Here is a 4,748-nt window from a genome sequence, read left to right on the forward strand (position 1 = left end):
AAGTAAACCAGCCGTACTCGATGACGTCAACTAGCTCCTCGTTGATTTGGCTTAACGTCGCGTGGTCTTTTGCGCCGATGTAGCCTTTGGCTTTAAAATTTTGCTCGCCTTTTACGAATATCACTGCATTACCCGCGCCGTCTTTTGAAACGACCGGATTTAAAAGTCCGTCAAATTTGAAAAATAAGGCCGTGTAATATCTGTCGCTAGCTGCGGCTATGTTTACGTTGTTAAAGCTCTCAGTCGCGTCTACGTCGCCGTCCTCGATGATGGTTAGCTTGCCGTCGTTATGCTTAAGTAGCGCGCCGTGGATGGTATAGCTGTCGATAGCGACGCTTGGACGAAAGCCCGGAGTCACGTAGTATTCGCCCGCGCTCACGCTAAGGTCTAGATCGTAGCTTCCGTTTGGATAAAACGTGATTTTCTTAGTTACGCTAGAGCCTTCCAAATTTTGCGTTAAAACTATGCTTTTTGGCTCGCTAGTTAAATTTATCTCGCTAACGTCGCTCGCGTAGGCTACCTTAAAAGCCTGCTCGTTTAAAGCCTTGTCACTAAAGCGAACCTCAAGCGGTAGCGGCTGAGCACCTGCTAGCTCGATACGCTCGCCATCGGCGTTTTTATATTTTTCGTCGTTTAGATAAAATTTAGAAATCCTGCCTAACTCGTCGATGCGCGCCTCAAAGTGCTCGCCCTTTATCACAGCGATCTCGCGGCTTTGCGTCGCTACGGCCTGCGGAGCGCTAGTAGTCGATGTGGTATTTGCGCTTGGAGCGGCGTTTGCTTGCCCTACCTGCTGCGCTGCAACGGTTTGGTTTTGATCTAAAGGCAAATTTTTAGGAATAAAAAAATAATCGTAAGCGATAAAAAAGATAAAAGATAAAACGGTCGCTAATAACACGCGTTTTTGAACTGACATATTGTCTAACACTATTTTTCCTTTTGAAAGTCTAAATTTTTAATAACGTAGAATTTATTTTTTTTATACGGGACGAACCAAAATGCGATATGTGATTTTAAATTTTGATTGGATATAAAAAAAGAGTTGAAATTTTTACTGATGACAGGGTAGTCGATGCCGCCCTTAAAGAGTTGATTACAGCGTAAAATTCTAAAAATAACCGCAAAAAGCGCCGAGAAAAAGCCGTTAAATTTGAACTGCCAAACGGCAAATTCCGAACACGAGGGATAGTATCTGCAAGATTTCGGAGTAAATTTGGAGATATAATCTTGATATGCTTTTATCAAAAATAAAATAGCTTGTTTTATCATTTTCATATGCCTGATTTTATACATCCGAGTTTTTTCATAGCCCAAGAGATATTTTTTTTGAGCTTTAAAAACGAGCTTTTATCTAGCCCGTTTTTAACGACTATCACGTAAATGCCGTCTGCAAGCTCATTTGAAATCTCGACGACAACCGCTCGCAAAAGCCTTTTACATCGGTTGCGAACGACGGCTTTGCCCACCTTTTTGCTGGCTACGACGGCTAATTTGTTTTCATTGCAAGGCTTAAAAAAGACTATCGCCTCCTCGCAGTGCCATTTGACGGCCTCTTTGTAGACGCTTGAAAACTCCTTTTGGCTGCTTATAGAGCTAAATTTGCTTAAACGGCCAATCTTGCTCTGCCTTTTGCGCGTCTTGCGTTTAGCACTTTGCGGCCGTTTTTAGTTTTCATGCGGACGCGAAACCCGTGAGTGCGTTTTCTAGGGGTTTTATGAGGTTGGTATGTTCTTTTCATAAATTTTTCCTTATGGTGATTTTGATATAAGTCGGTGATTTTATCAACAAATCGCTTAAAATCCTTTTAATAAATTTTTAAACTTCGTTTTAAGATAATAAAAATATAATCGCTCATTAAAATTTAGGAGAAAAATTTGTCTTACGTTATTAGAAAAGCCGTTAGAGCGGATATTGCAGCCGTTTGCGAGCTAGTTAAAGAGCTAGCCGTATACGAAAAAATGAGCGATGATGTCAAATTTACGCCCGAAATTTTCGCGGGGTCTATTTTTGAGAAAAACTACGCCGTGATTTTAGTCTGCGAAACAGAGGGCAAAATCATAGCCTACGCGATATATTTTTATACCTTTTCCACGTTTTTAGGGCTTGGCGGGATCTATTTAGAGGATCTATATGTCCAAAAAGAGCACCGTAACAAAGGCATAGGAAAGGAGTTTTTTACGCATCTAGCTCAAATTTGCAAGGACGAAAATCTGCAACGCCTCGAGTGGGCGTGCCTGCACTGGAACGAGCCGGGCATCAAATTTTACGAAAAAATGGGCGCGAAAAACCAGTCCGAGCAGTGGCTAAAATACCGCTTGGACGGCGAAAATTTAAGCAAACTCGCGCTTTGATTTATCTGTTTTTAACGCCCATTTGGATATTATTGAATAATGAGTTACGCAAACGAAATTTTAAGAGAACTTTACTATCTTAGGGCATTCGGATATAAATTTGCTGATTTTTCGCCTTCCTCCGAGGCCTTACCGAGAAGCCTTGCCGAGCTAAACGCAAGCATCAAAGAGTGCAATCTCTGCGAGCTTTGCAAGAGCGCAAACCACGCACTAACGGGCCTTGGAGATAAAAGCGCCAAAGTAGTTTTCGTATTTGACGCGCCAAACGCAGCCGAGGATGCGAGCGGAGAGTTTTTGGCGGGCGACGATAAGTTTTTGCAAAATTTAAACGAGCTAGCGGGGCTTAAAAAGGACGAAATTTACGTTACGAGCCTGCTAAAATGCAAGCCCGCCGCCAAAGCTCCGGCAAGCTCCTACGAGCTTTGCGAGCCGTATTTTAGCGCGGAAGCCCGTTTAGTAGCACCAAAGCTCATCGTAGCGCTAGGCGAAGAGGTCTTTTACAAAATGATAAAACAAAGCGCGCAAAGCTTTGAAACCATAAGGGGAAACATAATGAAATTGAAACACTCAGCCTTGCTGGCGACTTATTCGCCGAGCGTCATAGCGAAAAATCCAAGCAAAAAAGAGCTGTTTTTCAGCGATCTAAAAAAGATAAAAGAGTACCTATGAGAAAAATTTTAACCGTTTTATTGATCTGTTCAGCACTATTTGCCAGGAGCGACAAGCCCTCCGATATCCCGCCCGCGAGCGAAATTTATATAAATTTAGAACCCGTCAAATGTAACGACACATGTTTGTTAGAACTCGTTAGAGAAGGTCTTTTACACAGCTTTTTAGCTCACTACGAAGGCAGCTCGAATCAAGAAATTTTACAAGCCTTTAACGCGCTAAACGGCTCGTACGTAAACGCAGGCACCGAAAGCCTGACGCCAAGCTCAAACGCCGAGTTTAAGATCGCCGTCATCATCCCGCAAGATAGCATAAAAAGCTACGCCGGCGTCGTCTCAAACGCGGTTATCGCCTACATCGTCAGGCAAAATGCCCCTACTGACGTTAAATTTTACAACATCGGCAACGAAGCCCCAAGCGCTATCGATGGCGCCCTAGCGCGCGCTAGAGGCGAAAATATCTCCTATATCATCGCGCCGTTTACGCCTGTGGGCGCAAAATATCTAAACGAGGCTTTAGATCCGTCTATGACGGCTTTTGTGCCGACTCTGCACATCTCTAGCGTCGATTCGCCGCAAGGAAATTTGATATTTGGCGGTATAAACTACAAAGGGCAAGTCGAAAAGCTGCTAAATTTCTCAAACGGCCAAGTCGCGGCGTTTTCTGACGGTAGCGCGCTAGGAGCGGCGCTAAATCGCTACGCCGACGAGTTTAGCGGCGGACTAACCTACGAAAACGAGATCGCAAACGGCGTCACCGACCTAAAGCCGATATTATCCGGTAACTCGAGGCTAAGCGGCGCGACCGTTTTCCTAAACGTTCCGCTCGTGAAAGCCTCGATGGTGAGCTCTCAGATGCGCCTTTACGACGTCAAATTTAACGCTCTTTTAAGCACGCAGATCAACTACGCGCCGAGCATCTTTAAGCTTATGCAGCCGCAAGATAGAGAAAAGCTCTACATAGCCAACTCGATTTCTAAAACCGACGGCGCGCTGGACTCAAACAACGAAATTTTGGGGCAAAATTTGAACTTTAACTGGGTAGGCTACTCCGCTAGCGTCGGGCTCGACTACATCTACGCGACCTACCTAAACCGCGGCGCGCAGAGGCTTTTTAGCGAGAGCGTCGAGGACTCGCAGATCATCTATGACACGAAGGTTTTAAAAGCCGGCGAATACGGCTTTTACGAGCAATAAGAGGAGAGAAAATCCACTATCTCCTCGCTCATCTTAGCAGGTCTTAGATTGCTAACAAACGCGACCTCAACATCCGCTTCAAAGACGAGCTCGGGTTCGCATTCACCGCTTAAATTTGCGATTTTATAAATTTTATGATTTATGAGCGCGGAGGCTTTTTTTAGGTTCGTCACGCTCGTTTTTACCTCGAGCAGATCGCCAAGGACGGCCGGTTTTTTAAATTTCGCCCGAATCTCGCTCACGACAAAATGCCCGTCCTTGCTAAAAGGTTTAACATCTGAGCCGAAAAACATCTCGCTGCGCGCCCTTTCGCAATATTTTATATAGTTTGCGTGATAGACTATGCCGCCTGCGTCGGTATCTTCGTAGTAAATTCGTATTTTCATGTTTTCCTTAGGCTTTTAGATTAAGCCCCATTTTACCTAGTTTTCTTAAAAGCTCCATTATATCCGTCCCTTTTTCGCGTTCGGCTTTCAAGAAATTTTCAAAGAATTCTCGTCTGATGTCTTTATCTACGTATGTTTTGCTTTTA

General features: G+C 44.2%; 8 protein-coding genes. 3 read left to right on the top strand and 5 right to left on the bottom strand.

Going from position 1 to position 4,748, the window contains the following annotated elements; translation table 11 throughout:
* From yidC to rpmH, 4 genes are all read right to left on the bottom strand, one after another.
* Positions 1-928, bottom strand: a 928-nt coding sequence (yidC, locus tag Q0200_RS09850) for a membrane protein insertase YidC (protein WP_297940793.1), incomplete at its 3' end; no start/stop codon positions are given.
* Positions 928-1,293, bottom strand: a complete 366-nt coding sequence (gene yidD, locus Q0200_RS09855; RefSeq protein WP_009496673.1) for a membrane protein insertion efficiency factor YidD — start codon at positions 1,291-1,293, stop codon at positions 928-930. The genes yidC and yidD, both read right to left, overlap by 1 nt.
* Positions 1,272-1,589, bottom strand: a complete 318-nt coding sequence (gene rnpA, locus Q0200_RS09860) for a ribonuclease P protein component (protein WP_081585295.1) — start codon at positions 1,587-1,589, stop codon at positions 1,272-1,274. Before rnpA ends, yidD begins: the two co-directional genes overlap by 22 nt.
* Positions 1,590-1,603: 14 nt before the next feature.
* Positions 1,604-1,738, bottom strand: coding sequence for a 50S ribosomal protein L34 (rpmH, locus tag Q0200_RS09865; RefSeq protein WP_002946826.1), 135 nt, complete (start codon positions 1,736-1,738; stop codon positions 1,604-1,606).
* A gap of 136 nt (positions 1,739-1,874) precedes the next feature.
* On the opposite strand from rpmH, the gene Q0200_RS09870 reads away from it, so the two are divergent.
* Genes Q0200_RS09870 through Q0200_RS09880 form a run of 3 tightly spaced genes read left to right on the top strand, consistent with a single transcriptional unit; the run spans position 1,875 to position 4,216 of the window.
* A complete protein-coding gene (locus Q0200_RS09870; protein WP_297940796.1) occupies positions 1,875-2,351 on the top strand; it encodes a GNAT family N-acetyltransferase in 477 nt (158 codons plus the stop codon).
* 39 nt (positions 2,352-2,390) lie between these two features.
* Positions 2,391-3,020 carry a uracil-DNA glycosylase gene (locus Q0200_RS09875; protein ID WP_297940798.1) on the top strand — a complete coding sequence of 210 codons (630 nt, stop codon included), beginning with the start codon at positions 2,391-2,393 and terminating at the stop codon, positions 3,018-3,020.
* Complete coding sequence (locus Q0200_RS09880; RefSeq protein ID WP_297940799.1) at positions 3,017-4,216, top strand: hypothetical protein; 1,200 nt, start codon at positions 3,017-3,019, stop codon at positions 4,214-4,216. The genes Q0200_RS09875 and Q0200_RS09880 overlap by 4 nt, the downstream gene beginning before the upstream one ends.
* On the opposite strand, the gene Q0200_RS09885 is transcribed toward Q0200_RS09880, so the two are convergent.
* Positions 4,204-4,602 (bottom strand): YbgC/FadM family acyl-CoA thioesterase, encoded by a 399-nt coding sequence (locus tag Q0200_RS09885; protein WP_297940801.1) that lies wholly within the window; start codon positions 4,600-4,602, stop codon positions 4,204-4,206. The two genes, Q0200_RS09880 and Q0200_RS09885, sit on opposite strands and share 13 nt — an antisense overlap.
* Positions 4,603-4,748: the final 146 nt, after the last annotated feature.

Source organism: uncultured Campylobacter sp. (assembly GCF_938045225.1).
Taxonomy (GTDB): domain Bacteria; phylum Campylobacterota; class Campylobacteria; order Campylobacterales; family Campylobacteraceae; genus Campylobacter_A.

Bases quoted from the DNA above. Each gene is read 5' to 3' on its own strand.
- Q0200_RS09875 (WP_297940798.1), top strand. From the start codon at position 2,391: ATGAGTTACGCAAACGAAATTTTAAGAGAACTTTACTATCTTAGGGCA.
- Q0200_RS09885 (WP_297940801.1), bottom strand. From the start codon at position 4,602: ATGAAAATACGAATTTACTACGAAGATACCGACGCAGGCGGCATAGTC.
- rpmH (WP_002946826.1), bottom strand. From the start codon at position 1,738: ATGAAAAGAACATACCAACCTCATAAAACCCCTAGAAAACGCACTCAC.
- yidD (WP_009496673.1), bottom strand. From the start codon at position 1,293: ATGTATAAAATCAGGCATATGAAAATGATAAAACAAGCTATTTTATTT.
- Q0200_RS09880 (WP_297940799.1), top strand. From the start codon at position 3,017: ATGAGAAAAATTTTAACCGTTTTATTGATCTGTTCAGCACTATTTGCC.